General features: G+C 49.6%; 22 protein-coding genes. 13 read left to right on the plus strand and 9 right to left on the minus strand.

The features are described 5' to 3' along the window. Positions 1-13: 13 nt before the first annotated feature. From lolA to serS, 3 genes are all read left to right on the plus strand, one after another. Entirely contained in the window at positions 14-643 is a 630-nt protein-coding gene (lolA, locus tag BZG80_RS04050) for an outer membrane lipoprotein chaperone LolA (RefSeq protein WP_021022417.1), read from the plus strand. Positions 644-714: 71 nt separating this feature from the next. Further along, positions 715-1,977 carry a replication-associated recombination protein A gene (locus tag BZG80_RS04055; protein WP_077678810.1) on the plus strand — a complete coding sequence of 421 codons (1,263 nt, stop codon included), beginning with the start codon at positions 715-717 and terminating at the stop codon, positions 1,975-1,977. Between the two features lie 187 nt (positions 1,978-2,164). Continuing rightward, positions 2,165-3,451, plus strand: a complete 1,287-nt coding sequence (gene serS, locus BZG80_RS04060; RefSeq protein ID WP_077460193.1) for a serine--tRNA ligase — start codon at positions 2,165-2,167, stop codon at positions 3,449-3,451. 125 nt (positions 3,452-3,576) lie between these two features. Here the strand turns inward: serS and BZG80_RS04065 are convergent, their stop codons facing one another. Together BZG80_RS04065 and metG are read right to left on the minus strand one after the other, a co-directional pair. Beyond that, entirely contained in the window at positions 3,577-4,431 is an 855-nt protein-coding gene (locus tag BZG80_RS04065) for a hypothetical protein (RefSeq protein ID WP_077678793.1), read from the minus strand. A gap of 243 nt (positions 4,432-4,674) precedes the next feature. Continuing rightward, complete coding sequence (gene metG, locus BZG80_RS04070; RefSeq protein WP_021022413.1) at positions 4,675-6,711, minus strand: methionine--tRNA ligase; 2,037 nt, start codon at positions 6,709-6,711, stop codon at positions 4,675-4,677. Between the two features lie 158 nt (positions 6,712-6,869). Here metG and apbC point away from each other — a divergent pair, with 158 nt between their 5' ends. The 5 genes from apbC (at position 6,870) to BZG80_RS04095 (ending at position 12,888) form a co-directional block, all read left to right on the plus strand. After that, complete coding sequence (apbC, locus tag BZG80_RS04075) at positions 6,870-7,982, plus strand: iron-sulfur cluster carrier protein ApbC (RefSeq protein ID WP_077678794.1); 1,113 nt, start codon at positions 6,870-6,872, stop codon at positions 7,980-7,982. Positions 7,983-8,123: 141 nt separating this feature from the next. Beyond that, the gene (udk, locus tag BZG80_RS04080) at positions 8,124-8,768 is read left to right on the plus strand and encodes a uridine kinase (RefSeq protein ID WP_077460248.1); all 645 of its coding nucleotides are present in this window, start codon (positions 8,124-8,126) and stop codon (positions 8,766-8,768) included. A gap of 149 nt (positions 8,769-8,917) precedes the next feature. Beyond that, on the plus strand, positions 8,918-9,505 hold the full coding sequence (gene dcd / locus BZG80_RS04085) for a dCTP deaminase (protein WP_021022410.1): 588 nt from the start codon (positions 8,918-8,920) through the stop codon (positions 9,503-9,505). Positions 9,506-9,604: 99 nt separating this feature from the next. After that, complete coding sequence (locus BZG80_RS04090) at positions 9,605-11,773, plus strand: AsmA family protein (protein ID WP_077678795.1); 2,169 nt, start codon at positions 9,605-9,607, stop codon at positions 11,771-11,773. A gap of 53 nt (positions 11,774-11,826) precedes the next feature. Then, positions 11,827-12,888 (plus strand): metal-dependent hydrolase, encoded by a 1,062-nt coding sequence (locus BZG80_RS04095; protein ID WP_077678796.1) that lies wholly within the window; start codon positions 11,827-11,829, stop codon positions 12,886-12,888. A 57-nt stretch (positions 12,889-12,945) separates the two neighbouring features. Here the strand turns inward: BZG80_RS04095 and cobO are convergent, their stop codons facing one another. Further along, the gene (gene cobO / locus BZG80_RS04100; protein ID WP_077460199.1) at positions 12,946-13,536 is read right to left on the minus strand and encodes a cob(I)yrinic acid a,c-diamide adenosyltransferase; all 591 of its coding nucleotides are present in this window, start codon (positions 13,534-13,536) and stop codon (positions 12,946-12,948) included. A gap of 154 nt (positions 13,537-13,690) precedes the next feature. Between cobO and BZG80_RS04105 the strand changes: the two genes are divergently transcribed. Beyond that, on the plus strand, positions 13,691-14,179 hold the full coding sequence (locus BZG80_RS04105) for a low molecular weight protein-tyrosine-phosphatase (protein ID WP_077647408.1): 489 nt from the start codon (positions 13,691-13,693) through the stop codon (positions 14,177-14,179). A 131-nt stretch (positions 14,180-14,310) separates the two neighbouring features. On the opposite strand, the gene BZG80_RS04110 is transcribed toward BZG80_RS04105, so the two are convergent. Then, the gene (locus BZG80_RS04110; RefSeq protein ID WP_077575847.1) at positions 14,311-15,069 is read right to left on the minus strand and encodes a DNA repair protein; all 759 of its coding nucleotides are present in this window, start codon (positions 15,067-15,069) and stop codon (positions 14,311-14,313) included. Positions 15,070-15,435: 366 nt separating this feature from the next. On the opposite strand from BZG80_RS04110, the gene cysB reads away from it, so the two are divergent. From cysB to BZG80_RS04125, 3 genes are all read left to right on the plus strand, one after another. Further along, on the plus strand, positions 15,436-16,410 hold the full coding sequence (cysB, locus tag BZG80_RS04115) for an HTH-type transcriptional regulator CysB (protein WP_021022404.1): 975 nt from the start codon (positions 15,436-15,438) through the stop codon (positions 16,408-16,410). 72 nt (positions 16,411-16,482) lie between these two features. After that, positions 16,483-17,772, plus strand: coding sequence for a methyltransferase (locus BZG80_RS04120; RefSeq protein WP_158011525.1), 1,290 nt, complete (start codon positions 16,483-16,485; stop codon positions 17,770-17,772). 124 nt (positions 17,773-17,896) lie between these two features. Beyond that, positions 17,897-18,622, plus strand: a complete 726-nt coding sequence (locus BZG80_RS04125) for a sulfite exporter TauE/SafE family protein (RefSeq protein ID WP_077460202.1) — start codon at positions 17,897-17,899, stop codon at positions 18,620-18,622. Positions 18,623-18,684: 62 nt separating this feature from the next. On the opposite strand, the gene tyrP is transcribed toward BZG80_RS04125, so the two are convergent. After that, on the minus strand, positions 18,685-19,857 hold the full coding sequence (gene tyrP / locus BZG80_RS04130; protein WP_077678798.1) for a tyrosine transporter TyrP: 1,173 nt from the start codon (positions 19,855-19,857) through the stop codon (positions 18,685-18,687). A 225-nt stretch (positions 19,858-20,082) separates the two neighbouring features. On the opposite strand from tyrP, the gene BZG80_RS04135 reads away from it, so the two are divergent. Further along, positions 20,083-21,336 carry a CinA family nicotinamide mononucleotide deamidase-related protein gene (locus tag BZG80_RS04135; protein ID WP_236719548.1) on the plus strand — a complete coding sequence of 418 codons (1,254 nt, stop codon included), beginning with the start codon at positions 20,083-20,085 and terminating at the stop codon, positions 21,334-21,336. 47 nt (positions 21,337-21,383) lie between these two features. On the opposite strand, the gene yfaE is transcribed toward BZG80_RS04135, so the two are convergent. The 4 genes from yfaE to gph form a co-directional block, all read right to left on the minus strand. Further along, positions 21,384-21,674 (minus strand): class I ribonucleotide reductase maintenance protein YfaE, encoded by a 291-nt coding sequence (gene yfaE, locus BZG80_RS04140; RefSeq protein ID WP_021022400.1) that lies wholly within the window; start codon positions 21,672-21,674, stop codon positions 21,384-21,386. Next, the gene (gene nrdB, locus BZG80_RS04145) at positions 21,671-22,804 is read right to left on the minus strand and encodes a class Ia ribonucleoside-diphosphate reductase subunit beta (RefSeq protein WP_077678799.1); all 1,134 of its coding nucleotides are present in this window, start codon (positions 22,802-22,804) and stop codon (positions 21,671-21,673) included. The genes yfaE and nrdB overlap by 4 nt, the downstream gene beginning before the upstream one ends. A gap of 53 nt (positions 22,805-22,857) precedes the next feature. Beyond that, positions 22,858-25,146: a class 1a ribonucleoside-diphosphate reductase subunit alpha gene (gene nrdA, locus BZG80_RS04150; protein WP_077460203.1), complete on the minus strand. Its 2,289-nt coding sequence runs from the start codon at positions 25,144-25,146 to the stop codon at positions 22,858-22,860. Between the two features lie 395 nt (positions 25,147-25,541). Further along, on the minus strand, positions 25,542-26,198 hold the full coding sequence (gph, locus tag BZG80_RS04155) for a phosphoglycolate phosphatase (protein ID WP_077678800.1): 657 nt from the start codon (positions 26,196-26,198) through the stop codon (positions 25,542-25,544). Positions 26,199-26,214: the final 16 nt, after the last annotated feature.

Below are 26,214 nucleotides of genomic sequence, written 5' to 3' on the forward strand. Positions count from 1 at the left end.
AATGGAAGGTTCAATGACTCGATTTGCTGCTGTCCGCCACCTGTTGGCGGTGATATCTCTCTTGGTTGTTGTCAGCGCGCAAGCGCAAACAGAGGCGCAACAACATTTAATCGAAAGACTGAATAAGGTTGATGCGTTCAGCGCACAGTTTGAACAAAAGGTCCAAAGCCCAGAGGGTGACGAGATTCATCAAGCGAAAGGGACCTTGGCTATCCAACGCCCTAATTTGTTTAACTGGACCACCACGTCGCCGGACGAAACCATCATGATTTCTGATGGTGAAACCTTGTGGTACTACAGCCCCTTTGTTGAACAAGTAACTGCCATGTGGTTAGAAGAGGCAACAGCACAAACGCCCTTCGTGCTATTGACCCGTAACCAACCGAGTGATTGGCAGGATTACCAAATCACCCAGGAAGGCAATACCTTCACGCTCACGCCAAAAACCACCGGCACCATTGGTCAGTTTGATGTCACGGTCAAGCCCGATGGTACCTTGACTGGCTTTAGAGTCGTTGAGCAAGATGGGCAACAGAGTCAGTTCGCACTGAGCCAATTTAGCCGACAAACGCCAGACGCGGACTTGTTTTCGTTTACCCCGCCTGAGTCGGTCATGGTCGACGATCAACGCCAGTCACGTTAACCGCATCGGAGGATGCTTTGCCTACCTTGCCGCTCGATTTCGCTGAGGACTTCCGCCCACTGGCCGCGCGTATGCGGCCCGTCACCTTGGACCAATATATTGGCCAGCGCCATCTGCTTGGCGAAGGCAAACCGCTTCGCCGTGCCATTGAATCGGGGACGCTTCATTCCATGATTTTTTGGGGACCGCCGGGCACAGGCAAGACCACACTGGCCGATATTGCTGCGCGTCAAGCCAACGCCGAGCTGGAACAAATTTCTGCGGTGACCTCCGGAGTGAAAGAGATCCGAGAAGCGATTGGACGTGCAGAGCAAAACAAGCAAGCCGGTGTACGCACTGTCTTATTCGTTGATGAGGTACATCGCTTTAACAAAAGTCAGCAAGACGCTTTTCTGCCTCATGTCGAGTCGGGGACCGTCACCTTTATTGGCGCCACGACGGAAAATCCATCGTTTGAGCTTAACAATGCCTTATTATCGCGCGCCCGCGTCTACCGACTGACAAGCCTGGATGATCGCGATCTTGAAGCCGTGATTGATCAAGCGCTTGCCGACTCGCAACGCGGGTTAGGCGAGCAGGCACTCACTTTCGATAAAGGCGTTAAAGCGGCGTTAACCGCGGCGTGCAGTGGCGATGCGCGCATGGCGTTGAATCTTCTGGAAATGCTGGCAGATATGGCCGATGGCCAAGTGACGCTGTCGATGCTTAAAGACGTTGCCGGTGAAAAAGTGGCACAATTCGATAAGCAAGGGGATGCTTGGTACGATTTGATTTCTGCGTTTCATAAATCCGTCCGTGGCTCGAGTCCTGATGGCGCCCTGTATTGGTACGCACGCATTGTCAGTGCCGGTGGCGATCCCCTTTATGTGGCGCGCCGCTTATTAGCTATCGCCTCGGAGGATATTGGCAATGCGGATCCACGTGCCATGCAGGTGGCATTGAATGCGTGGGATTGCTTTACTCGCGTAGGACCGGCAGAAGGCGAGCGTGCGATTGCTCAAGCCGCTGTATATTTAGCCAGCGCGCCCAAAAGCAATGCTGTTTACACCGCATGGAAACAAGCGTTGCGAGACGCTAAAGAAACCGCCAACGCGCCTGTTCCCATGCACTTGCGCAATGCGCCGACCGCATTGATGGAAGATATGGGGCATGGGAAGGGCTATCGATATGCCCATGATGAGCCCAATGCTTATGCGGCAGGAGAGCGCTATCTACCGTCCGAACTTGGCGATACTCGCTATTATCAGCCCGTTAATCGTGGGCTAGAAATTAAAATCGCCGAAAAGCTCGCCTTTCTGGCCGAGCAGGATGCAAAAAGCCCGCAAAAGCGCTAGGCAAGTTTACCCTTTTTGGGTAAGGTTTAGAGTGCAGCGACGCCATGAAGACGCAGTCTCCTCGTCGTGGTGACATCCACCGTCACCCTTTACCAATCGCGTAATACAATACGCAGTATCGACGCTTGTTTTCAAACGTGATGACAAGTGATAACCAACTAATCAACCCGAAAAGCACAGGATTAGCATGCTGGATTCCAAATTACTTCGAACTGAGCTGGAAGAAACCGCTCAACAACTCGCTCGTCGTGGCTTTACGCTTGACGTTGACGCTATGCGTGAACTCGAGGAACAACGTAAGGCGCTGCAAATTCGCACCGAACAACTGCAAGCAGAGCGTAATTCCCGATCGAAGTCCATTGGCCAGGCTAAAGCAAAGGGTGAAGACATTGCGCCATTGCTAGAAGAAGTGTCAAACCTTGGTGATGAGTTGGACGCAGCGAAAACAGAGCTCGCGGCGCTGCAGCAAAAAGTCAACGACGTGGTGATGAGCGTGCCTAACTTACCGGCGGAAGACGTCCCAAGTGGTAAAGATGAGTCTGAGAACCAGGAGATCATGCGCTGGGGTGAACCGCGTCAGTTTGATTTTGAGGTCAAAGATCATGTTGATTTAGGTGAGCTGTCCGGTGGTCTCGACTTTGCCAGTGCGGTAAAACTATCTGGCTCTCGCTTTATCGTGATGAAAGGGCAGATGGCGCGCATGCATCGTGCTTTAACCCAGTTTATGCTCGATTTACATACCAACGAACACGGCTATACCGAAATGTATGTGCCGTACTTAGTCAATGCCGACAGTCTCTATGGCACCGGCCAATTGCCTAAGTTTGGTGACGATTTGTTTAACACCAAGCCGGCCACCGAAGAGGGGATCGGCATGTCGTTAATCCCAACCGCGGAAGTACCTCTGACTAACATGGTACGCGATGAGATCATCGATGAAGCGGATCTGCCGCTGTGCATGACCGCACACACACCGTGTTTCCGTTCAGAAGCCGGCTCCTACGGACGTGATACGCGTGGACTGATTCGTATGCATCAGTTTGATAAAGTCGAGCTGGTGAAAGTGGTGAAGCCTGAAGATTCTATGGCAGCACTCGAATCACTTACCGCCGATGCCGAAAAAGTATTGCAGTTGCTGAACCTGCCTTACCGAAAAGTACTGTTATGCACCGGTGACATGGGCTTTGGCGCGGCCAAAACCTATGACCTAGAAGTTTGGTTGCCTGCGCAAGATACCTATCGTGAAATTTCATCATGCTCAAATACCTTGGACTTCCAAGCGCGTCGTATGCAGGCGCGTTTCCGCCGTAAAGGTGAGAAGAAGCCTGAGCTGTTGCACACGCTCAATGGGTCTGGCTTAGCTGTGGGTCGTACCTTGGTGGCCATTTTGGAAAACTATCAGCAAGCGGATGGTCGTATCGAAATCCCTGAGGTATTACGTCCGTATATGGGTGGACAAACGCATATAGGCTAATGGGCTCACCGTGTGCTTAATAACCATGAAGCCGGCACGATTGTCGGCTTTTTTTATGCTTGCATAAACGTGGGGATTATCGGTTAAGCACTGTCTGTTACGCGCTGTTTGTTTAGCGATATCTGTTAAGCGCTATTTCGCGGCTCATGCAAGGGCGATAAGGTATTAAAAATATCGTCCTGTGGTGCAGGAAAGCCTGCTAATAGGTCGGCAAGACAATTATCGAGCACGGTGAGTATCACTGCATTGACGCGCTGAGATAGTGCGAGGCGACTGGCCAGTGGTGTCTTATCAGCTAACGGTTTCTCAGTTGCCAACGATTTCTCAGTTGCTAACGGTGCCTCAGTCGCTAAGGCCCGCTCAGCGTCGTTACTGAGTTGGGAGATAAGGCGATCAATCTCTGTGTTTAGCGAATCCTCTAGGTTAAGGTGCTGGAGCTGGCATAAGCGTTTCACTAAAATTTGCTGTTGCAGGTTTAATGACTGGCTCGCGTTTGGCGTCGCTTTGTGTAACTGAATACTGGCGTAAGAATATCGCTGACGTGCTTGTAATAATTCTAAAACGGCATACCACACGTGTTGATAATGCGACAAGCTGGCTTCGTCATTGTGGGCTATTAGGAAGGGTGGCACCGCCTCGTCAACAAGATAAATAATATGTTGTAACGCGCGGTTTTTCATCCGTGCTTGTGTGACTTCATCGTATTGCGGTAGCGCATGTAAATGATGAAATAAAAGCCGATACATCGGTTTTTGTGCCTGAGGCGCTAAGTGGTGCAATTGACGAATTTGACTGAGTAAATGTTGGTAGTCACTGGAAGCAATATGTGTTTGAGCGGCCAGCTCACGTGCGTGCTGCAGCAGCGCACGTAATTCATGTAGCTGATGTAACGGCCAATCTGGGCGTTGACGGTAAAGTACGACGGCGACGACGATCGCTATTCCGAGCGCCAGTGCGCCTACCATGACTAACCATCCCATATGCTCTCCTTGCGATCGCGACTCTCCGTCATCAAGCTCAGCATGAACTGTGCCAAAGATGAGAAGTGGGTCACATCCTATTAAAGCGGCGTTAAGGGCATCAAGATCAGATAAAAACGCACTATGATGGCGCTTGAGCGCACTCAAACGGTGCAAACTATCAAACGGTGCAAACTAAGAGAGGCGCAGGCAAAAAAAAAGAGCCCTTGTTGGGCCCTTTGATGTTTTAGCTATCGCGCTGTTTTACATGACGCGCATGCCAGGTTGAGCCCCTTCATGCGGCTCTAAAATCCAGATTTCTTTGCCACCCGGACCCGCCGCGAGGATCATGCCCTCTGACATGCCGAATTTCATCTTGCGAGGCTTTAAGTTGGCGACCATGACGGTGTGCTTACCCACGAGATCTTCCGGCTTGTAGGCCGATTTGATCCCAGAGAACACCTGACGCGTTTCACCGCCAATATCGAGCTTAAACTTCAGCAGTTTGTCCGCTTTTGGCACCGCCTCACACTCAACAATTTTAGCGATACGCAGATCGACCTTAGCAAAGTCACCAAATTCGATTTCATCGGCAATCGGCTCGTCCGCTAACGGCCCTTGTGCTTTGGCCTTTTCTGCTTGTTCAGCGGCTGCATCTTCCTTGCTCGCGGCGATCATGGCGTCGACGGCTTTCGGATCGATACGGTTAAACAGTGCCTTGAACTTGCTAATGCGATGGCCGGTCAGTGGCGTCGCAATGCTTTCCCACGTCAAGGTATCATTCAAAAAGCCTTCCGTGCGCTCTGCCAGCTTAGGCATCACAGGTTTGAGGTACGTCATCAGCACACGGAATAGGTTAATCCCCACAGAGCAAATCGCTTGTAGTTCGGCGTCTTTTCCTTCTTCTTTAGCGATCACCCATGGCGCCTTTTCGTCCACGTATTGGTTGGCTTTGTCGGCCAAGCCAATAATTTCGCGGATGGCGCGGTTAAACTCTCGGGCTTCGTAAAGCTCACCAATGTATTCAGCTTTGTCGATGAACGATTGATAAAGCTCGGGTTCGGCGCACGTATCAGAGAGCTGACCATCAAAGCGCTTAGTGATAAAGCCAGCGTTACGTGATGCCAGGTTGACGACCTTGTTGACAACATCCGTATTCACACGCTGAATAAAATCATCCAGGCTTAAATCCAGATCATCAATGCGGCTATTGAGCTTGGCCGCGTAATAATACCGCAGGCATTCTGGATCAAGATGGTTCAAATAGGTACTGGCTTTGATAAATGTCCCTTTTGACTTGGACATTTTCGCGCCATTGACCGTGACATAGCCGTGCACGAAGACGTTGTTAGGCTTACGGAAGCCAGCACCGTCTAGCATGGCAGGCCAGAACAGGCTATGGAAATAAACAATATCTTTGCCGATGAAATGGTATAGCTCGGTGTCGCTATTAGCCTTCCAGTATTCATCAAAGTCGATGTCACCGCGTTTGTCACAATAGTTTTTAAACGACCCCATATAGCCGATCGGTGCATCGAGCCAAACGTAGAAAAACTTGCCGGGTTGGTCGGGAATCTCAAAACCAAAGTAGGGCGCATCGCGGGAGATATCCCACTGCTGAAGACCGGTTTCGAACCACTCATTCATCTTGTTAGCGATTTCGCTTTGCAGCGAACCAGACTTGATCCACTCGTTAAGCATTTGCTCGAACTGTGGTAAATCGAAGAAAAAGTGCTCTGAATCACGCATCACCGGCGTGGCACCGCTGACTGCGGAACGAGGATTGATCAATTCAGCCGGCGTATAGGTTTCACCACAGTTATCACAGTTATCGCCGTATTGATCGTCGGCGTGACACTTCGGACATTCGCCTTTGACAAAGCGATCCGGCAAGAACATTTCTTTTTCCGGATCAAACAGCTGAGATATCGTGCGGCTGGTGATATAACCTTTATCACGAAGTTGCGTATAAATAAATGACGCTAATTCGCGGTTTTCATCACTGTGGGTGCTGTGGTAATTATCGAAGCTGATATCAAAGCCATCAAAATCTGCCTGGTGCTCTTGTTGCACGCCGGCGATCATGGCTTCTGGCTCGACACCCATTTGCTGCGCTTTTAACATGATAGGTGTGCCGTGAGCATCGTCAGCACAAATAAAGTGAGTGGTGTTGCCACGCAGGCGTTGATAGCGAACCCATACATCTGCCTGAATATGCTCGAGCATGTGGCCCAAATGAATCGAGCCGTTCGCATAAGGCAGCGCACAGGTCACCAGAATTTTCCGTGGGTTTGCAGCCATAATCTTGTTTATTCGCTCTTATGATATGAATGGAATGATTGCGGAAATCTTACCTGATACGATATGCCTTGCCTAGTGTAAGGCCGGGTCCTCGCGCGTTTATCCGTTAAAGACGCACACGAGCGGCTAACATATTTCAATCAACGGGATGGTGCTGGATGTTTTTTGGGTCCAAAAAGAAAAAAACAAAAAAAGAAGACACAGCTGCTTCGCTCTCAAACCTTGATGATGCGATCGCGTTACTTAATCAATTCTCACACCCGCAGTTGGTCGAGCAGTGGGCAAGCCAAACGGGGTGGGTGAGAACCGCAGATCATGGCTTTAGGGTCACGTTCCCCTTTGCGGCGCACTCTATCGCTGAAGCGCTTAAAGATTGGCTCAGTGCGCAGTCTGATGCCCTTGCCAACCAATTTGAACTGATGCAACGGGTAGCACCGTTAAAAACGGGCGAAAAAACGCCGGTGAAAGGGGTGAAAAACCTGATTGTTGTGAGCTCAGCGAAAGGTGGCGTCGGTAAATCGACCACCGCTGTAAACCTAGCGCTTGCGTTGCACGCGGAGGGCGCTGCAGTCGGCATTGTTGATGCGGATGTGTATGGGCCGTCTTTACCTATCATGTTGGGCGCCAAAGATAGTGAGCCACAAACCCATGATGGCAAGTTAATGGAGCCTGTGACGCGCCATGGTATCGCCTCAAATTCGATCGGTTATCTGGTGCCCGCAGAGAACGCGACTGTTTGGCGAGGTCCTATGGCCTCAAAAGCGTTTGCACAGCTGATCAACGAAACACGGTGGCCCGAGCTGGACTATTTAGTCGTCGATATGCCGCCTGGTACCGGTGACATCCAACTGAGTTTGGCGCAACAGTTTCCGGTGACAGGCGCGATTGTGGTGACAACGCCACAAGATTTAGCATTAGCCGATGCGGTGAAAGGGGTGGCGATGTTTGAAAAAGTTCACGTTCCCGTGTTGGGCGTGGTAGAAAACATGAGTTATCACATTTGCTCGCAATGCGGCCATCATGAAGCCATTTTTGGCTCAGGGGGCGCCGATAAAATGGCGCAAGAGCAGGGGACGCCAGTGCTTGCACAGGTACCGCTTCATGTTGCGATTCGGGAAGATATTGATGCCGGTGTGCCAAGCATGGTCGCGCGCCCTAACAGTGAGCATGCGGCGGTTTATCGACAGATGGCAGCGACGGTCGCCAGTCAGCTCTACTGGCAAGGTGAAACACGTCCTGAACAGATTAGCGTACAAACTGTGTCGCCCTGATTGCGCAACCGGCCGTGATTTATCGGCTAAAGCGGCCGGATGCACAGACAAGCGCGATTTTCTCTGGCGACAGCTGCTTCAACTCCCTATAATCAGGCGGTTTATGTTGATTCCGCCAAGCTTCCCCTGGGTATTCATATTATGAGTGACAACAACCACCACTGCGTTATTATCGGTATTGCAGGTGCCTCTGCTTCCGGTAAAAGCCTGATCGCCAGCACCATTTATAAGGAATTAAAGGAAAAAGTCGGTGATCATCAAATCGGCGTGATTACAGAAGATAGATATTATCGTGATCAGAGCCACCTCAGCATGGAAGAGCGCGTAAAAACCAATTATGACCACCCTCAGGCACTGGATCACGATCTTTTGTGTGAGCATCTTGAAGCATTGGTCGCCGGTCAGCCGGCTGATGTGCCGGTTTATAGTTACTCCGAGCACACCCGTATGGGAGAAACCACGACGATGACGCCCAAAAAAGTGATCATCCTCGAAGGTATTCTGCTTCTCACCGATCCCCGTCTTCGCAATTTGATCCACGCCAGCGTCTTTATGGACACGCCACTTGATATTTGTTTACTGCGTCGGATGAAACGTGACGTTGCCGAGCGCGGTCGTACCATGGATTCGGTGATGGAGCAGTATCAAAAGACGGTCCGCCCTATGTTTATGCAGTTTATTGAGCCGTCGAAGCAATATGCCGATATCATTGTCCCGCGCGGGGGTAAAAACCGCATTGCGATTGATGTACTAAAAGCGCATATCGCGCGTTTACTTAAAGCGTAAGGCATGATCTCCCATCACATGATGGGTCAATGACTGTCTCTCTGGGTAATCAGTCGTGGTTTAATCCATAATGTGTGCGCGAATATATCGAATGAGTGCGGTGCACAAAGCAAGACACCGCGTGAGTAAATAACCGTGAGGAATGTTAGATGCGACTGTGCGACAGGCATATCAAAGAACACCTTGATGATGGCCGCATCAAAATTGATCCCCGTCCTGCCGCAGACGCGATTTCGGGCGTGACTGCGGATGTGACTCTGGGTAACCAGTTCCGTGTGTTTAACGATCATGGGGCCGCTTATATTGATTTATCGGGGCCGAAACAAGAAGTGAACGCCCAGCTTGAGCGTGTTATGAGTGATGAAATAGAAATCGCTGACGGTGATCCTTTTTATCTTCATCCGGGTCAATTGGCCTTGGCAGTCACGCATGAGGCTGTGACATTACCCGATAATATTGTCGGTTGGCTCGATGGCCGTTCATCGTTGGCGCGGTTGGGTTTGATGGTCCATGTCACGGCACACCGAATAGATCCGGGCTGGTCAGGGCGAATTGTTCTAGAGTTTTATAATAATGGGCGTCTACCGTTAGCGCTACGTCCCGGCATGCCGATCGGCGCCTTAAGCTTTGAGCCCATGTCAGGGTCAGCGGACCAGCCTTATAATAAACGGGACAATGCCAAGTACAAAAATCAGCAAGGGGCAGTGGCCTCTCGTATTAGCCAAGACAAGGCTTAATGAGTGAAATGCGCCTGAGGGCGCATTTTTTTTCTCACCAGGAACTCGACGGTTAAATCGTGGTCGATAACGCGTCTGACACACAAGGAGCATCTTGCAATGATAAAAAAAATCGTCCTTATTCTCGCAGCATTTGTCGTGGTGTTGATTGGCGCCGTCGCGACTTTAATTGCCACGGTAAACCCCAATCAATTTAAACCCTTGCTGGTGGAACAAGTCGCAGAGCAAACGGGCTATAAGGTCGTTATCGGTGGCGACATCGAGTGGCAGTTCTGGCCGAGTTTGGGCTTTTCCATTGCTGAGGTGGCGATCAAAAACCGACCTGGTTTTGATGAGCCTGATTTACTCCGTTTGTCGCGCGCGCAATTATCCGTTGATGTGTTGCCATTGATGTCTCAGACATTACAAGTGGGTGAAATTGTCTTACAAGACCCGCATGTATTTATCCAAACGTTGGCGAACGGCGATAGCAATGTGACGCCAGCTCAAACAGTGACGCCAACTCAACCAAAAAACGTTGGCGCGTCGGCAGAGCGACAGACAAGTTCGACGTCGTCAGAGCCGGCTAGCCAGCAAGATACAGTGAGTGGGGCGTGGCAAGTTTCCTTACAAGGTCTACGCGTCACCAATGCCAGTGTCGTGATTAAAGATGATCAGGTGGGTACGCAAACGGCCTTACGAGATGTTGATCTCCAAGTGGGCAATATAGCAACCGATATATGGACGCCACTGACCGTATCACTGCGTGGCGAACAGGATGGTGCGACCTTCAGCGCGCAAGGGCAGGGTGAACTGAAGCTTGCCGCGGATCCACAACAAAGTCAGTTACGAGAACTTGCGCTAAATGTATCGGCACAACAAGGCGAGATGACCATCAATGAAGCCAATATTACCCTCGATCGTGTCGCCTTGGGTCAAGCGGCTCAGCTCGGCTTTAATATCAATGCGCAGACGTCAGAGCTAAAGGTTGAAACCTCTGGAAACGCACAAGTTACTGTGGCAGAAAGCCAAGACAAGGTCACAGTGCAGGGGTTGGACATGCTCACTCAGCTCTCGGGTGACGCATTACCCGGCGAGTCGCTGACTCAAGAGCTGGCGGCAGATATCGTCTTCGATGCCAAGCAGCAAACGTTAGATATCACTGAGATGACCAGCCGTCTTAATACTGACGAGGTGGTCATAGACGGTAAAGTGGCCATCAAGCTGGCAGATATCCCGCAAATTCGTTTTGCACTCAATACCAATCACATCGATCTCGATACCTTGTTACCGACAGACAATGCAGCGCCTCGTCAATCTGCAAACGAAAGTCAGTCTGGGTCCAATGATGAATCCAGCCCCAGTACGCAAACTGGGTCACTTAGCCAAGAAGAGCCTGATCTGAGAGTGTTGAAGACGCTGGATATTGCCGGCTCACTGGCGATGAAAGGGCTTACCGTGAGTAACGTTACCTTAGGACAAACACGCGCCACGGTTGCTATCAACCGTGGCAAAGTCGACGTGTCCGAGCTGATCACGCAAGCCTATGAAGGCAGGGTAGTTGTGCAAGGGATGTTAGATACCACTCAAACCCCCGCGCGCTATCAAGTGAGTAAAAAAGCACGCAACATTGCCATCTTGCCGTTATTGGAGGATGTCGCACAGGTTGATCTGCTTGAAGGCAAAGGCAATGTGGATATTAACCTCCAAGGTCAAGGTTTATCGCCTTATGCTCTCCGTCAGGCGATTCAGGGCAGTGCCGCGATTTTCTTTGAGGATGGCGCGATCAACGGCATTAACTTGGCACAAATGCTGAGAGAAGCAAAAGCGACGTTGAAAGGAGAAGCGACCAGCAACGCTGCCAACGATGTGCGCAAAACCGACTTTAGTGCGCTCACCGCCAGTTTTACCATCGGAAATGGCATGGCACGTACCAACGATTTGCTACTAGAAGCCCCAGCGCTGCGAGTCAGAAGTGAGGGGCAAACTGATTTGCTGAAAGAAACGTTAGATTTTGATGTGTTCACGTCTGTGGTTGAAACCAGCAAGGGTCAAGGCGGCAAAGATATTGATGAACTTCGTGATGTGACCATCCCAGTGACGGTGGCCGGTACCTGGCAATCGCCGAGTTATCAATTAGATATCAAGCAGCTACTCAGCAGCAACAAAGTCTTGGAAGAAAAGGCACGCAAAGAAGCACAGCGTGGGATTAAAAAGTTACTGGGTGATAAAGCGGATGATGACAAGGTAAAAGAGGCAACCGATAAACTGCTTAATTTATTCCAGTGATCGGTTTACAACTTTTTACGCTAATAAATCAAAACCTTGTTAAAGGATAAGCGATGGATTCTATTACCCAGGCGGCACTGGGCGCGGCGGTTGCTGGGTTAGTCTCGGGCAAGCGCTGTTCTCCAAAAGTGCTTTTGGCCGGTGCTGCATTGGGCACCTTACCTGACTTAGATGTGCTGATTGATTATGGCGATCCGGTGGCGAATACGGTCAACCACCGTGGATTCAGTCACTCATTATTTGTGCTGCCTTGGGTTGGTGCAATCATCGGATGGTGCGGGTGGCGATGGCGTCGTCAATGGCCGCTGTGGCAAGTCATGACGCTGGTGATCGCGGTGCTCGTGACACACCCGTTGTTGGATGCGATGACGGTTTATGGTACCAAGCTTTTTTGGCCGTTAGACGTGCCTTCGGTAGCAGTCGCCAGCCTGTTTATTATTGACCCACTTTATACGGTGCCCTTATTGGTCAGTGTTATCGCCGCGTGTATTTGGCGACATCGGGGCGCCAAAGCATGTGGTATCGGGTTGGCAGTCTCTACGCTCTACCTGGCCAGTTCGGTCTATCAGCTTGAAAAGATTGAAGTACGTGTTGCAACCCAAACCCAAGGAACCGACTTGGCAGGGCGGCCGCATATTATTATGCCCACCCCGTTTAACACGCTGCTGTGGCGAGTGGTGATTATCGGCGACGACCACTACTGGGAAGGACTCGCGTCACGCTTAGACAAAGATAAGAATATTCAATGGATCACGCGTCCTCGCGGACAATGGCCACTAGCGGGCTCGGAAACATTAATGGCACTTCGCACGTTTTCGCGTGATTTTATTCGCTTTGAAAATCGGAATGGGCAGCAGGTGGTGACCGACTTACGTTTTGGCGTAGCAAACTATCAACCCTTTCAGTTTTTGCTTGCCGAGCAAGACGCCGAAGGGCAGTGGCAGCCAGTTATGCCTAAGCAGCTTGAGCCAGGGCCGCTACGAGACAGCGCCTTGCCAACCCTCTGGCAGCGATTGCTGGGTGATCAATCGATTGATGCGCGTTTGTGTCGCCAGTCTTGCCAAGAGGATGCCGTGGACAAGACGCAGTCGATATCGTTAAACGCGAAGCCCTGAGAAAAGCGGCGCTCAGGTTAACGTCAGCCACGGCTTTCTTTGTTTTTACTCGGTAGCTTACCAGTCAATGCCTTGGCGCGCTTTCACGCCGGCGTCGAAGGCATGCTTAACGTTTCTGACTTCCGAGACGGTATCTGCTATCTCAACTAAGCGGCGGTGTGCGCCACGCCCAGTGATGATAACGGATTGTTCGCTAGGGCGTTGTTGCAGCGCATCAATGACTTCATCGAGGCTGATATAGTCGTACGTGATCATGTAGGTGATCTCATCCAGTACCACTAAATCGTAGCGGTCATCCGCAAGCATCGCCTGACACGCTGCCCATATTTGCTGAGCGGCTTGGGTGTCTGCGGTTTTGTCCTGCGTATCCCAGGTAAAACCGGTACTCATCACGTGAAAGTCGACACCATGTTGGCTCAGTAAATCCCGCTCTCCACAAGCCCACGTGCCCTTGATGTACTGAGCTACGCCACACTTTAGCCCATGGCCGGCGGCCCGCGCCACTGTGCCAAACGCGGATGTCGATTTACCTTTACCATTACCCGTTATGATCAGGAGGAGCCCTTTTTCTTGTTGCGCGGCTTCAATTCGAGCATCAACTTTTTCTTTTAACTTTTGCTGACGCTGTTTGTGTCCTTGTTCTGACATACGATTTCTAACCCCAAATAAACGTTACACCATAGTAAAGCGACGTCATGCTTCATGCTACCCATAACAACGCAAAGGCAAGCAGATTGAAGCGACTAGGCATCCGAGTGTCGACTTGATAGAGTAAAACTTTACCAATAAGGAGACTCTATCGATGACACCCCCAAAAAATGTGCCGAGTCTATTGGTGGTTTGCTTAGGCAATATTTGTCGTTCACCGACGGCAGAAGCGGTATTACGCGCCCGTGCCCAGACGAGAGGGATCATGGTGAACATTGATTCTGCGGGGACAGCAGGTTATCACCAAGGTAATCCGCCAGATAAGCGGAGCCAACAGGCAGGTCAAGCGAGAGGGTACTCGTTTGCCGGTATTCGAGCCCGTCAAGTGCGGCAGGAAGATTTTGCGGATTTCGATATGATCTTAGCGGCCGATGAAAATAACTTGGCCGACCTGCACGCACAATGCCCGGCTGATTACCAAAACAAACTGTCTCTGTTTCTCAGTTGGGGAGAGCAGACGGAGGGTGCGATCCCTGATCCTTATTACGGCGGCGACGATGGATTTGAGCACGTACTGGACTTATTGGAGCAAGCGGCAGACGGTGTGTTAGACCATATTGTTGCAAAGACCAACGCGCAATAGAAGCAGTTAAGACCACAGCCAGTTAAGACCACAGCCAGTTAAGACCACAGCCAGTTAAAACACGCATGGACACGCGGGGCATGAAAAAAGGCGCTGTCATCAAGCGCCTTTTGGATTTGTGATGAGAGACGCTACCATTTTTTCTTGGGGGCAAACAGCTCGTCCAATTCGCTTTTTTCTTCTTCTTGCTCGGACTGCAATTTCTCATGACCACTGTTTAGCGTATGAGTGATGTCGCTGTGCATTTTTTCAAGATGCTGTTTCATCTCTGACGAGTATTCATCGGTCTTTGGACTGACGACATCGATCGCTTTTTTCAGTAATTGCTGCGCCGTGCCCATTTGACCTTTATTTTTCGCATCGTTGGCACGTTTAATCACGTTCTCAATATTTATCTTGAGCTGCATTTGCTCTAGTCGCGCGTTTTCCGACACAAAAGCTTGCGTTGCCAAGCGGCCTTTCGAATGCTCGGCTTTAACCACTGAGCGCAAGCGCTTGACGAGTTTGAGCATCGATATTGCCTCTCGGTCGTTATGAGGCACTTTAAACGATGTCGAGTCTCGGTTGGAGTAGCTTTGTTTGACCTGATCGATTTGAGCCTGGGTCGCACTAATTCGTTGCTTAATTGACTTATCCGATGGATCGACCTCGTACATGGCTTTCAAGGAATCCAAGATCTTTTTGTTCAAGCACGCCAGTAACGTCCCGCTATAGGGTAGATTATGCGCATTGCCAATCAGCTCTTCTGTCGCATCGATGACGGCAATGTGCTTCGCCATTTCTTGGCGCTTGTGAGACTCGATTTGCTTTCGTTGTTGAGCCAATATGTTGTAGCCGACAATCAGGCCGAGCAATATGACACAAAGGCCAGCTATCAAGGCAATATTCATAATTTAGCGTCGATGTTCCTTGCAATAAACTCAACTGGTTAAGATACACCATCTCGACTGACAGAGATAGCATCAATCGAAAGGTGAAAGCTGCATGAGTGATCCGCCTCTAACTCTGAGCGTTGCGGCCTCGTCGAATGCGCCTTTATGAGTGTGGCCCATGATCTCGCGATCTGCGATAAAGTTGTTGCAATAAAATACTATTTGCGATCGAGTCGGTTAGAATGACAGGGTAAATTGCTTAGTGAATGTGCAATCGCTAACGTTTATATAACCAAAGCCTATTAAATAGTCGAATTTGGGTATATAAATGAGTGATATAAAACCATGCTGCCACTTAACCCACGAGGCTGACGCGTCTGCACTATGAAATTACAACAGCTTAGATATATCGTTGAAGTCGTTAACCACAACCTTAACGTATCTGCGACGGCGGAAAGTTTGTATACCTCTCAACCTGGGATTAGCAAACAAGTCAGGCTGTTGGAAGATGAGCTAGGCGTACAAATATTCGAACGAAGTGGTAAGCATTTAACGCAAGTAACACCAGCCGGTGAGGCGATTGTCGAGATCTCACAAAGCATTTTATCACGAGTAGAAAGCATCAAAGCGGTCGCTAGTGAGCATACTCATCCTGAAATGGGGAACCTCAATATATCGACCACCCATACGCAAGCGCGTTATGCATTACCCGACGTGATCAAAGCCTTTACCAAGCGGTACCCGAAAGTGTCCTTGCATATGCACCAGGGGACACCGACGCAAATATCCAGTTCAGTGGCAAAGGGGACGTCTGACTTTGCCATTGCAACCGAAGCATTTCATCTCTACGAAGATTTGGTGATGCTGCCTTGTTATCACTGGAACCGCTCGATCATTGTCACGCCCGATCATCCTTTAGCACAAAAAACGGATCTCAGTATTGAGGATCTCGCGGCCTATCCGCTCGTAACGTATGTGTTTGGGTTTACAGGGCGATCTGAGCTGGATGAAGCCTTCCATCGCGCTAACCGCACACCGAAAATTGTATTCACAGCAACGGATGCGGATGTGATTAAAACCTATGTGAAGTTAGGCCTAGGTGTGGGCGTGATCGCGAGCATGGCCATGGATAGTCATGCTGATGCAGATTTGGTTGCCATCGATGCGAGTCATATTTTCGGTGCGAGCACCACCAAGATAGGCTTCCGTAAAGGAACCTTTCTTCGTAGTTATATGTATGACTTTATTGAGCGTTTTGCGCCGCATTTGACCCGAAATGTGATTGACCAAGCGGTTGCACTGCGTACCAATGAAGAAATTGATGCTATGTTCAAGGACATTCCGCTTCCGGTTCGATAAACTGTTTAAAACGACGAGGCTGCTGAGGCAGCCTTTTTTGATCACGCACTCATCAATACCTTCATGCCAATCATGTCATCTTTATCGTTCAGCGACCAATTTAATCAGTTAACCAATCTGTTGATACAGCACCAAAATCTGTGGCGACCGATGCCGATGGCGCATACTCAGCTTCCTTGGCAAGACGGCGGGCCGCTTTGCCAATGGCTCGCCACGTTGGATAATACGCAACTCGCGGCGTTAAACGCGGATCCAGACGCTGTGATAAAAAAACTCGCGACCTGGTGGCCAGCGTTAAACCAGTTACCTGCGTTAGTCTCAGTACCGATGGCGCAACATACTGATATTGAAATTGATTCGCGCTTGAATGTTGGTGTGCCGGGACGCAAATGGGCGCAAATACAGGCGTATTTAGGCGCGATGCCGCAAACAGATAAGACGGCGTGTTATTTAGAGTGGTGCGCTGGAAAAGGATACTTAGGACGCGGTGTCGCGGCGATCACAGGTAAACCAGTAGAAAGCGTAGAATGGCAATCGGAACTGTGCGAACAGGGACAAATTTTCGCGGATCAAAAGGCGCTCCCGATGCAGTTTTACTCGTTAGATGCAATGAGTGAGGCGGCAACAGTCGTCATTGCCGGTTGTGAGCACGGGCTGGCGTTGCACGCGTGTGGCGACTTACACGTAAAGCTTCTTCAAAAGGCGGTCGCAACGGGTATGCGTGCACTAACGGTTTCACCTTGTTGTTATCATTTAATTCGCGGAGATAGGTATCAACCTTTATCCGCACAGGCGCAGGAAGCCGCCCTGACGCTTTCAAAAGCAGATTTAAAGCTCGCGGTTCAAGAGTCCGTCACTGGCGGGCAGCGGGTGCGCCGTCAACGCGAGCAGGAGGTCACTTATCGGTTGGGCTTTGATGAATGGCAACGTGACTATCAACAATCTGAGCACTATTTACCGCTACCCGCACTCAAAAAGTCACAGCTTACCCAAGGATTCGCTGCCTTTTGCCGCTGGGGGGCCGCGCAAAAAGGGCTTACATTCCCCGGCGACTTTGATCAGACTCACTACTTGGCTCGAGGCGAAGCAAGGTTTCTCGTGCTGGAGAAAATCAATCTAATTAAAAGTGCATTTCGGCGCGCCATGGAGCTGTGGCTAGTGTTTGATCGTGTTTTATATCTTCAACAACATGGATACCGTGTCACGCTAACCCAGTTTTGTGAACGCGAACTCACGCCAAGAAACCTCCTTATTCATGCAGAGCGTACTCATGGCGACCATGTTCATGGCGACCATATTCATGGCGACCATATTCATGGCGACCATATTCACATAAAAAAGAAACGACGTAATAACAATTAAGCACGTGCATAACGTGTTACGCCTAGTTGACAATATCTAGCGCGCCAAAGCCGGATGGTACTCGCTGCCGCGACTGAAAATGGGTACACTGGCGGTAAATAGTTTAATGTTAAGAAACTTTATTATGCCAGATATTGGTGTGTCGATTGCGGTGGCTCTGATCTTAGGGTTAGGGTGCTTTGTGCAGAGTTTGATTGGTTTTGGAATGGCGATCGTAGCGGCGCCGCTTTTATTGATGATTGATCCGAAATTGGTACCAACGACAATTTCGATGGTGGGGCTGACATTAGCCAGTATTAACGCTTGGCAATATCGTCATCAGTTGTCTTTTCGTGATTTGAGTTGGGCGTACTTCGGCCGAGTGCCAGGCACCGCAGTTGCGGGCGGGATCATGTTGGTAGTCACAACACAAATGCTTGAAATTATTATAGGTGCTGCCGTCTTGCTCGCTGTGTTTGCCAGTGTGATGCGCTTTAATATTGCCCCCAACCGGCGTAACTTTTTTATCGCTGGGTTTACGTCGGGAGTCATGGGAACAACGACCAGTATCGGTGGTCCACCGATGGCGCTTGTGTTACAGCATGCAGAGGTGAATAAAATGCGCGCCTGTTTGGCAGGCTACTTTGTTGTGAGCTGCATTTTGTCTTTAATCGCCTTGAGCGCGACCGATTATCTAACCTGGTGGCATGTTAAACAAGCGGCATTTGCCGTTCCTGCCGTATTGCTGGCGACCTGGTTGGCTTACCGTATTGCGCCACGTGTTAAACCGCAATTTGTTCGCCGAGCGATGCTAATACTCTGTACATTGGCGGGGATAAGTACATTGGCGCGCGGACTTATCGGTGCTTAAAGGTCGCACCCCATTAGCGTGGGGGCGACCGATGGTGTGAATCAAGGTCGGCCCTCGGTGTGTTATCCGATAAATTGCGCTGCGACAACCGTGATACCGCCGACCATTGCCAGGCTCAATCCAAGATTACCGCCAATGACTTGATAGTGCTCGTCAGTTGAGACCGTCTGGCGTGCCTTACGCACCATCAAAACCGGGAGTACCACGGCAAGAATGACGAGTGCGATCGCGGCGTATCCTAACGCTGTGATAAAACCCTGCGGATAATACAGCGCAAAGACCAACGGTGGGAGGTAGGTAATAGCCGCTGTTTGTAAGCGCCCACGCACGCTATCTTGGCGGTTAAAGCTGTCGGAGATAAAGTCAAACAAGCCTAAACTGACGCCGAGAAAAGACGTAGCTAGTGCTAAATCGGCGAACAGTGAGATGCTTGAAGCGATATAGTCTTGTTGAACCACTGATTGGATAATTGCCACAAACTGGGACAGTTCACCGTTTTGTACCAAGGTAGACTGTGCCACCGTACCGAGGCTGGCTACTTGCCAAAAGATATACAAGGCCAACGGAAGGGTTGAGCCAACAATCATGACCTTTCTTAGCGAAGGTAAGTCGATCCCGACGTATCGCACAATAGAAGGAATACTGCCGTGGAAGCCAAAAGACGTGAAAATGACCGGTAACGCGGCAACCAGCAAACCTCGTTCAACGGGCATTTCGACTAAGTTGATGCTAGAGACATGAGGCGTCAGTAGGGTTAAGGCCAAGATTAAGAATAATAACTTAATGGTGAATAACCCGCGGTTAATTAAATCCACTTTACTGGTGCCCAATGTCACCACAAGACCGAAAACCAGCGTAAATAAAACGGCGCCTGCCGCAGGTGGTAGCTCAATGGCCGACCATTGCGCCAGCTTTTCATTTAATTGGCTGCCCCCGCCTGCAATGTATGCGGCACAAAGTGAGTAGAATAAAAAGAGCATCGCAAACGACGCCAGCCATTTTCCTTTATTCCCCAAAAACTGTTTCGCTAAACTGTGCAATRTCGCGTCGGCCTCTGCGAACTGATGCACTTCTAACATCAGTAAGGCGGTGTAGGTCATTAAGGCCCACATCGCACCCATGAGTGCCATCGATGCGCCAAACCCGATGCCGGCAGAGGCAAGAGGCAACGCCAGCATACCGGCGCCAATGGTTGTGCCCGCAATAATGAGCGAACTTCCGAGTACTTTATTCATATTATGTTTAACCAATGTTAATAAATAGTTAATTGTTGTGTTCGCACAAAAGATAACCTGAATTTATTCGTATTGTGCATCGTCTAGACAGATAAAAAAACGGCTTTGTGTAATGTTACAGGTACGGTGTTGTAAAATAAAGTGTACGATAAGGGTGGGGTAGTGCATTGTGCCGTCTAATGTCATAATCAAGGTCGGATGATCGCGACAACAAGGAGCGGCAAGGTGGACAAACAACAACATGAAACCCCATTGCCACGGATCGCAATGCTCTCGACAGGTGAAGAGGTATTGCTGGGTGATATTACCGATACCAACGCCGCCTGGCTTTCAAGAGTATTATTTGAAAACGGGCTGGCGATGTCTCGTCGTGTGACTATCGGCGATGAACTTGATGATATGGCGATTGAGCTTGTACGCCTGTCACAAACGGAAGAGGTCGTGATCGTAAATGGCGGATTAGGACCGACCACGGATGATTTAACCACGGCGGCCATGGCTGCTGCGATGGGGGTAGAGTTAACCCTCAATGAAGCGTGGTTAGACGAGTTAAAACAGCGGTTTGAGCGTCGAGGCCGGCCGATGGCCCAAAGTAACCTCAAGCAGGCGATGCTGCCAGAAGGCGCAAGGTTAATTGATAACCCCAAAGGCACTGCTTGTGGCTTTCACTGTGAGCTCAACGGATGTCACTTTTACTTTACGCCCGGAGTGCCTTCTGAGTTTTTCTCAATGGTTGAACAGCAAATTCTTCCTGAGTTGTTACACAATTACCCAGCCAAAGCGCGATCGTGTTACCGTTTATTTACATTTGGGCTGTCAGAGTCGGGGATAAGCGATGTGATGGCATCGTTAGTGCTTCCCAATAGTGCAACACTCGGGTATCGCTCCAGCTTGCCGTTTATTGAAGTTAAGTTGTTCATCGAGGCGGATCATGTTGAAAAAGATGCGGTTCTGGACGCGTTACGGCATCGTCTTGCGGACTATGTCGTGTCCTTTTCTGAGCCGATGACGGCGGCATTGGCTGCGGATATTAATCACCATGGTGTAGTGTTAAAAGTTGCGGAACAATTCACTGGTGGTTGGCTGGCGAGCACTTTAAACGGTCAGGCGGCACATCTGGTTGAGCAGGGTTGGGTAATGTCGAATGCGCATGTGCCAGAGCAAGCGGTCGCTAATCCCTTAGCCGCGTCATTAGCAATGGCAAGTGCGACGACGTCGCCAGGACAGCGTCAAATCGGACTTGCCTGCGGGCCTGAACTTCACGGCCAGATATGTGTGGCGATTTCTACCCCAGAAGGTGAATGGGGGCAGCGGCTTAGTTTTAAGCGACACCTTTCAAATGACGATGCACGTTGTTACATGGCGACGGTCTTATTAGACATGCTACGGCGTTATCTTAGTGGAGAAGCCGTTATTGCGGATTATGCATCCTTAACTCGCCACGACGACATTTTTATCGATGCACAGACACTGGCGTAGAGAAAGTTACAGAAAAGAAGAACACGCCACGAGGCAGTGACTGTCGGTCACGCCTCGTTCACTTGTTTTTTAATGCATGCCGGTTGGTAGTCAAAGACAATTGAGACGTTAGTTTGTGGGGCACTTTGGCAGGCAAGGATTTCCCCGGGCATCACGAAAGCCATGGCATCGTGTTGAGTGACCGAACCTTGATTAAGTTTACAGCGACACGCACCACACAGACCACTTCGGCACTGATATTCAGGCTGAATGCCAGCATTTTCGAGCTGTTCAAGCAAGTTTTGGTGGGTGTTGCCACCCACCTCCACGCCATTCACGTCGATAGTGATACGGGTCATAGTTCAAAATCACCGAAGTCTTCAACGCTGACTTCATTGTCAATCTGTCCCACCAAGTAGGAGCTAATCTCCGCTTCTTGTGGGGCAACTTGCACGTTATCCGATGACAACCATGCATTAATCCAAGGAATGGGGTTTTGGGTTGCATCGTCGTACGCGGGGGCGAGGCCAACAGCGGACATACGCAGGTTGGTAATGTATTCCACGTATTGACACAAGATGTCTTTGTTCAACCCAATCATGGAGCCATCACGGAATAGATACTCGGCCCAATCCTTCTCTTGCTCGGCGGCTTTTTTAAACAGATCAAAGCATTCTTGCTCGCATTCTTTTGCGATCTTAGCCATTTCAGGATCGTCCTGACCGCTCCGCAGAATATTGAGCATATGTTGTGTGCCGGTCAGGTGCAGCGCTTCGTCACGCGCGATAAATTTAATGATCTTGGCGTTACCTTCCATTAATTCGCGCTCGGCAAACGCAAACGAACAGGCAAAGCTGACGTAGAAGCGAATTGCTTCAAGTGCATTCACTGACATTAAACACAAATACAACTGACGTTTTAGGGCACGCAAGCTCACGGTGACGGTATGACCGTTAATGGTGTGTGTGCCTTCACCAAGCTGATGATAGTAGTTGCTTAGTTGAATAAGATCGTCGTAATACTGCGCAATATCTTCGGCGCGCTTTTGAATGTGTTCATTCATCACAATGTCGTCAAAGACAACCGCTGGATCAGCGACAATATTACGAATGATATGCGTGTAAGAGCGCGAATGAATGGTTTCTGAGAAACTCCACGTTTCAATCCAGGTCTCTAGCTCCGGAATGGACACCAATGGAAGCAATGCCACATTTGGGCTACGACCTTGGATAGAATCCAATAATGTTTGATACTTCAAGTTACTGATGAAAATATGTTTTTCATGTTCAGGTAGCTTGTTGTAGTCAATACGGTCGCTTGATACATCGACTTCTTCTGGGCGCCAAAAGAAAGACAGCTGCTTTTCGATCAGCTTTTCAAAAATCTCATATTTTTGCTGGTCATAACGGGCAACGTTGACCGATTGGCCCAAGAACATCGGTTCTTTAAGCGGATCGTTGTTAATTTTAGAAAACGTACTGTAAGCCATGAATCTTATTAACCTCTAGAAAAGGGCCCGGGTGGGGCCCTTCGCATATTGTGTTAGATCTTACATGCGCCGCCGGCACAATCATCATCGGCAGCTTGTGCCGCGCTTGAGTCGGATTGACCGTCCGTCGCGCCATCACGGGTGTTGTGATAATACAGGGTTTTTACCCCTAATTTATAAGCTGTGAGCAGATCTTTAAGCAGTTGGTTCATAGGAACTTTACCGCTTGCATGTCGGCTCGGATCATAATTGGTGTTGGCAGAAATCGCTTGGTCAACGAATTTTTGCATGATCCCCACTAACTGTAAGTAACCCTCATTGCTACCAATGTTCCAGAGCAGTTCGTAGTTATTTTTATATTTATCATACTCCGGTACCACCTGCTTCAAGATGCCATCTTTTGATGCTTTGACCGAGACAAAACCACGCGGTGGCTCAATGCCATTGGTGGCATTTGAGATTTGCGAAGACGTCTCAGACGGCATCAGCGCTGTCAGGGTCGAGTTACGCAAACCATGGGTTTGAATATCCTTACGTAGGGTTTCCCAATCCAGATGAAGCGGTTCGTCGCAAATCGCGTCTAAATCTTTTTTATACGTATCAATAGGGAGAATGCCCTGTGCATAGGTGGTTTCATTAAAGGCTGGACACGCGCCTTTCTCTTTCGCCAGCTCTACCGATGCACGCAATAAGTGGTATTGGATGGCTTCAAAGGTACGATGCGTAAGGCCATTCGCACTGCCATCCGAATAACGCACGCCATGTTTAGCCAGGTGGTATGCGAAGTTAATGACACCCACACCGAGCGTACGACGGTTCATGGTCGCTTTACGTGCGGCGGGCAATGGATAGTCTTGGTAATCCAACAACGCATCCAGTGCACGAATGGTCAATTCAGCTAGCTCACCCAACTCATCGAGTGATTCAAGCGCACCCAGGTTAAAGGCCGAGAGGGTACACAGTGCAATTTCACCGTTCTCGTCTTCAACATTATTCAGTGGCTTAGTGGGGAGGGCAATCTCCAGACACAGGTTCGACTGACGAATCGGCGCAACAGATGGATCAAACGGGCTATGCGTATTGCAATGGTCCACATTTTGAATATAAATACGGCCTGTTGACGCACGCTCTTGCATCATCAGTGAGAACAAATCCACGGCTTTAACGGTTTCACGCTGGATTGATTCATCTGCTTCGTACTGGGTATACAGACGCTCAAATTCTTCTTGGTTTTCAAAGAATGCGTCATAGAGCCCTGGCACATCTGATGGTGAGAACAACGAAATGTTGCCACCTTTAAGCAAACGGGTGTACATCAGCTTGTTAATTTGTACCCCGTAGTCCATATGGCGGACACGGTTCTCTTCGACGCCTCGGTTATTTTTCAATACCAGCAGCGATTCAACTTCACGGTGCCACATCGGGTAGAACAAAGTCGCTGCACCACCACGTACGCCACCTTGTGAGCAACATTTCACCGCGGTTTGGAAATACTTATAAAAAGGAATACAGCCGGTGTGGAAAGCTTCACCGCCACGAATAGGGCTACCCAGTGCACGAATGCGGCCTGCGTTAATGCCAATCCCTGCGCGCTGTGACACGTAGCGAACAATGGCACTGGACGTCGCATTGATTGAATCCAAGCTGTCGTCACACTCAATCAGCACGCAAGAGCTAAACTGGCGTGTTGGTGTCCGTACGCCTGACATAATCGGCGTTGGCAGCGAAATTTTAAACTGCGACGCGGCATTGTAGAAGCGGCGAATATAGTCAAGACGCGTTTCTTTGGGATAAGAGGCAAACAAACAGGCAGCGACCATCATGTACAAGAACTGCGCGCTCTCGTAAATCTCACCGGTGACACGGTTTTGTACCAGGTATTTACCTTCCAGCTGTTTGACGGCCGCGTACGAGAAGTTCATATCACGCCAGTGATCGAGATAGCCATCCAGGGTCTCGAGCTCTTCGAGGCTGTAGTCTTCCAAAATGTGTTTATCGTATTTGCCTTTCTCAACCATGCCTTTTACATGATCAACCAGCTTAGGTGGCTCGAATTGGCCATAGGCTTTTTTACGTAAATGGAAGACAGCCAAACGCGCCGCGAGATATTGATAATCCGGGCTTTCTTCAGAGATAAGGTCGGCAGCGGCTTTGATGATTGTCTCGTGGATATCTTCAGTGCGCATGCCATCGTAAAACTGGATGTGAGAGCGCATCTCAACCAGAGAAACGGAAACGTTTGAGAGGCCTTCGGCAGCCCAAGTCACAACGCGATGGATTTTGTCGAGGTTTAAGTTTTCTTTGCGTCCATCACGCTTTAATACGGTAATTTCTTGGTTCATTTGTATGCTTTCCCAATATTTCCTTGCCAAACTGCTCTTTTTGCAAGTTCTTATAAAATGCTGATGATTTTTTGGTCGGCCTCTATGCGGACGTTGCGTCGTTCATACACTATATATAGGGGTCGGCGTGTAAGTCGGTTACAAGATAGTGATATAGGCGCACTTTTGCAAGCCAATCTGACGGCCTTAGGGTGTGGATATCTTGGGGATGTTATCCTTAAAGTTAGTAACTACCAACCTACTGGCTCAAGGCCGCCAAGATTAATGAAAATTTCAATCACTGAAAGGCAAAAATTAGCAATAAAAAAAATTTATTTTGGTTGATCTTAGTCATGATCAGTGATCGGTTTTAACTGATTGAAAAGTCAGCAAACCCCACAAAATGTGGGGTGTGACTAGGATCCAAGAAAGGCGCTAAGCTGTGTTGGTGTGGTAAAAATATGATCTGCTTCCCAATTGCTAATCAGTGCCGGATCACCCACATATCCCCAGCCAGCAACAATCGACTTCATATTCGCTGCATGAGCCGCCCGAGTATCATTTTCGATATCTCCGACGTAGAAGCAGCACTCTGGCGCACAATCAAGCGTTTTGGCCGCTTCTAAAAGAGGTAATGGATGCGGCTTAGCGTGCGCATAAGTATCGGCACCCACAATTACTTGTGCCGCTTGCAGACGCGGAAAGTGGTCGAGTAACTGATGAGTGAGCCCTTCAGGCTTATTGGTCACAATGCCCCAGCGCATCGATAAATGCGCCAATTTATCCAGCAGTGCATCAATACCTGGATACACCTGCGTCCCTTGGCAAATCGCTTGGCCATAATGATAAAGAAAGCGCGCACGTAAGGCGATAGGATCTTGATGTTTTGCTTGCTCGCCAAATCCGGCCGTGAGCAGCCCTCGCGCCCCAAAACTGGTGTGGGTGTATATTTGCTCCGCGGTCAAAGGCGGCAGGTCAAATTCGGCTAAAACACGATTCGCAGCTTCACCCATATCGGGCGCAGTATCGAGCAGGGTGCCATCAAGATCAAAGAGGATGGTCGACGGAGTCATGCCAGCTTGCTTCCTT

The sequence above is a fragment of the Salinivibrio sp. MA440 genome, assembly GCF_001996265.1.
GTDB lineage: Bacteria > Pseudomonadota > Gammaproteobacteria > Enterobacterales > Vibrionaceae > Salinivibrio > Salinivibrio costicola.

Bases quoted from the DNA above. Each gene is read 5' to 3' on its own strand.
- lolA (WP_021022417.1), top strand. From the start codon at position 14: ATGACTCGATTTGCTGCTGTCCGCCACCTGTTGGCGGTGATATCTCTC.
- BZG80_RS04055 (WP_077678810.1), top strand. From the start codon at position 715: ATGCGGCCCGTCACCTTGGACCAATATATTGGCCAGCGCCATCTGCTT.
- serS (WP_077460193.1), top strand. From the start codon at position 2,165: ATGCTGGATTCCAAATTACTTCGAACTGAGCTGGAAGAAACCGCTCAA.
- BZG80_RS04065 (WP_077678793.1), bottom strand. From the start codon at position 4,431: ATGGGATGGTTAGTCATGGTAGGCGCACTGGCGCTCGGAATAGCGATC.
- metG (WP_021022413.1), bottom strand. From the start codon at position 6,711: ATGGCTGCAAACCCACGGAAAATTCTGGTGACCTGTGCGCTGCCTTAT.
- apbC (WP_077678794.1), top strand. From the start codon at position 6,870: ATGTTTTTTGGGTCCAAAAAGAAAAAAACAAAAAAAGAAGACACAGCT.
- udk (WP_077460248.1), top strand. From the start codon at position 8,124: ATGAGTGACAACAACCACCACTGCGTTATTATCGGTATTGCAGGTGCC.
- dcd (WP_021022410.1), top strand. From the start codon at position 8,918: ATGCGACTGTGCGACAGGCATATCAAAGAACACCTTGATGATGGCCGC.
- BZG80_RS04090 (WP_077678795.1), top strand. From the start codon at position 9,605: ATGATAAAAAAAATCGTCCTTATTCTCGCAGCATTTGTCGTGGTGTTG.
- BZG80_RS04095 (WP_077678796.1), top strand. From the start codon at position 11,827: ATGGATTCTATTACCCAGGCGGCACTGGGCGCGGCGGTTGCTGGGTTA.
- cobO (WP_077460199.1), bottom strand. From the start codon at position 13,536: ATGTCAGAACAAGGACACAAACAGCGTCAGCAAAAGTTAAAAGAAAAA.
- BZG80_RS04105 (WP_077647408.1), top strand. From the start codon at position 13,691: ATGACACCCCCAAAAAATGTGCCGAGTCTATTGGTGGTTTGCTTAGGC.
- BZG80_RS04110 (WP_077575847.1), bottom strand. From the start codon at position 15,069: ATGAATATTGCCTTGATAGCTGGCCTTTGTGTCATATTGCTCGGCCTG.
- cysB (WP_021022404.1), top strand. From the start codon at position 15,436: ATGAAATTACAACAGCTTAGATATATCGTTGAAGTCGTTAACCACAAC.
- BZG80_RS04120 (WP_158011525.1), top strand. From the start codon at position 16,483: ATGTCATCTTTATCGTTCAGCGACCAATTTAATCAGTTAACCAATCTG.
- BZG80_RS04125 (WP_077460202.1), top strand. From the start codon at position 17,897: ATGCCAGATATTGGTGTGTCGATTGCGGTGGCTCTGATCTTAGGGTTA.
- yfaE (WP_021022400.1), bottom strand. From the start codon at position 21,674: ATGACCCGTATCACTATCGACGTGAATGGCGTGGAGGTGGGTGGCAAC.
- nrdB (WP_077678799.1), bottom strand. From the start codon at position 22,804: ATGGCTTACAGTACGTTTTCTAAAATTAACAACGATCCGCTTAAAGAA.
- nrdA (WP_077460203.1), bottom strand. From the start codon at position 25,146: ATGAACCAAGAAATTACCGTATTAAAGCGTGATGGACGCAAAGAAAAC.
- gph (WP_077678800.1), bottom strand. From the start codon at position 26,198: ATGACTCCGTCGACCATCCTCTTTGATCTTGATGGCACCCTGCTCGAT.